The following is a 2,411-nucleotide window of genomic DNA, read 5'->3' as shown; positions in this document are numbered from 1 at the left end:
TCAGCGCCCTGCGCCACGTCGCCATCCACCAGCCCCGCCGCCATCAGCCCGGTGAGCTTCGAGGCGGCAACCAGCAGTTGCGGGTCGTTGGCGACCAGCGTATCCAGTTGCTTGACCAGCGCTTCGTTGGCGCCCGCCGCCGCCGCGCCGGTGCTGAAGTCGCCGCCGGTGGCTTCCGCCGCCAGGCCGCCGGCCAGGGCGTGCAGAGCGATCTTGCCGCCCTCGCCGTCGGCCAGAAGCTCGGGGTAGCGCTCTCCCAGGTCGCCGACCTGGTTGAACAGGGTGGCTTCCAGCACGGTGCTGGCCGCCCCTTGCAACGTCTGCCGCAAATGCTCGTCGAACTCGCCGCCGGCGATGGCGGTCTGCAGCCCGGCGTCGACCACGGCCTGCGAGGCGCGCTGGCCGACAAAGCGCCCGGTATCGCCCCAATCGCTCAGATTGAAGCCGGTGGTCTGGCCGTTGGCGATGTCCGTGGAACCGCCCCAGACGGTATCCAGCCCTTTCGCGGCGCCCGCCGAGGCGGCGGCAATTAGCGCACCTTTGAGGCTGTCGGAGGATATTGTTAAGTAGAGCATCCTCTTGGTGCACGGGTTAACGCTGTAACAGCCTCGACAACCAGCCTTTCTTCGTTTCAGTTTCGAGCCTGACGATGGGTACTGGGGCCATCGGGACGCAGCAGGTCGCCGGGGTAGTGCTCGTGACTATCGTCCAGGCTGAAGCCTTGACCGCCGCCACCGCTTCGAGGCACCAACGCCAAGAGTAGCAGTCATCATATTAAATGTTTTGGCGATAATAGCTGAACCAGTGATCTCGTCAAAAAATCAACCACCTTGAAGTTTGGCGGTAAACGAGAGCCCGCTGGTAGTTTCGTGTCCAGATAACCCTCCCGAGGCATGCCTTGAGCTTTGTTACTCTTATCCAATCCATCTCTGTTGGCACGGTCTATCGAACCACCCGAACATTTGTACCACCTGCCTAAGCCTTTTCCACCTACTCATCGACAAAGTAGATAAAGCTTAGAGCGCAACTCGTCAAACTTATTATTTTCCTCCTTCAGGAGTTCTCCATTATGATAAAGCACAATATCGCTCAAGGAGCCACTGCCGCCATACATTCCTAGCACCGTATTATATAATACAGAAGCTTCTGACTCATTATAGCTACCGACTCGTCGCAAGCTCTCAGCCCAGCCCTGAATTCCGGCCATATCGAGAAGGGTTGCCATCTCCTCAAGTATCAACACAGCACTCTCATACCTATTCATTTTAGCGGCCTCGCTTCCAATACATTTACCCCTTCGATCGCCCAAGGTTTGACCACCACTATCTGCTCCGATCCCCCGACATAGAAACCTTCCTGAACACCCACCTTACCGACATAAACTTTCGTTCCAGCTGGAATTCTAACGGAAAATGAAGTGTCGATCGGAGATTTTGCACCACCCGGCCATACAGGCAGCACAGCTTTATCAACGCGAGTTTGTATAATTCCATCAGGCTTCTCTTGGCTAAAAAATTGCCCTAATGGTCTGTCAGAAGTACCTGCACGGTATAAGACAGTATCGTTTTGCAGCACAACCTCTTTATAAGCTCCGCCGGAGAACGTTACTGCTAGGTCATCGGCAAGAGGTCCAGGTTTTACGGCTGAGTACTCACCGCGAGTAGTACCTAAAGTTGGTCGTATGACGCTTCTATTGACTGGGGCCCCAGCTTCAGTGCCCGTGAGAGCACTGCTCGGGTTCAAATTATTTGGTGTTGGTCCTTTTGCACCGATTACACCAGTATATCCTCCCCGATCCCCTCCTATCACGCCACTGCTCATTACGCCGGCCAGTGTTTCTTCTGCCTGTGCACGTTGCTCCGGCGAGAGTCGGTCCTCTGGGTCCAATGCATCTACCACGGTTGCTGCGTCCTGATTTGCCGCAGCCATGGCAAACGCGCCGTTCTTCCCGGGGTTCTCCCACATCAGTTCGCGCAATGAGGCCGCCGTCTCCGGCTTGCTGAATTCGACACCTTCGAAAGGGGTGGTCATCGAGGCCAGAACCGCGTCCCCACAGCCTGAACTTCCGCTGGCGCAGAGTTGCAGGGCTGCGAGATCCTGTTGCTGGCTCAGTGTGAGGGCTTGATCGACGATCTGGTCACGACAGGATTGCGTGGTGCATTGTTCCAGCCGATCGGCAATGTCCTGGAACTGCGCGTGCCGCAGGTAGTTATACGCCGTCGCGTTACCCGCGATCTCGGCACCCTGCGCCACGTCGCCATCCACCAGCCCCGCCGCCATCAGCCCGGTGAGCTTCGAGGCGGCAACCAGCAGTTGCGGGTCGTTGGCGACCAGCGTATCCAGTTGCTTGACCAGCGCTTCGTTGGCGCCCGCCGCCGCCGCGCCGGTGCTGAAGTCGCCGCCGGTGGCTT

4 protein-coding genes are annotated in these 2,411 nt (G+C 57.9%); all 4 read right to left on the bottom strand.

The window, feature by feature from the left end; all coding sequences use genetic code 11:
- Nucleotides 1–575: DUF637 domain-containing protein (locus tag BTW07_RS18745; RefSeq protein ID WP_167369290.1), on the bottom strand; the 575-nt coding region annotated here is incomplete at its 3' end.
- Nucleotides 576–769: 194 nt separating this feature from the next.
- On the bottom strand, nucleotides 770–895 hold the full coding sequence (locus tag BTW07_RS20360; RefSeq protein WP_425272045.1) for an endonuclease toxin domain-containing protein: 126 nt from the start codon (nucleotides 893–895) through the stop codon (nucleotides 770–772).
- A 99-nt stretch (nucleotides 896–994) separates the two neighbouring features.
- Nucleotides 995–1,225: a DUF6966 domain-containing protein gene (locus BTW07_RS18740; protein ID WP_144076996.1), complete on the bottom strand. Its 231-nt coding sequence runs from the start codon at nucleotides 1,223–1,225 to the stop codon at nucleotides 995–997.
- 35 nt (nucleotides 1,226–1,260) lie between these two features.
- Nucleotides 1,261–2,411 (bottom strand): VENN motif pre-toxin domain-containing protein (locus BTW07_RS19905; protein WP_167369289.1); only part of this gene is annotated, 1,151 nt, incomplete at its 5' end.

Origin of the sequence: Salinicola socius (assembly GCF_001937195.1) — a bacterium.
GTDB classification, from domain to species: domain Bacteria; phylum Pseudomonadota; class Gammaproteobacteria; order Pseudomonadales; family Halomonadaceae; genus Salinicola; species Salinicola socius.
The sequence above is the reverse complement of the archived record's forward strand: the minus strand, read 5'-3'. Positions and strand labels throughout refer to the sequence as shown.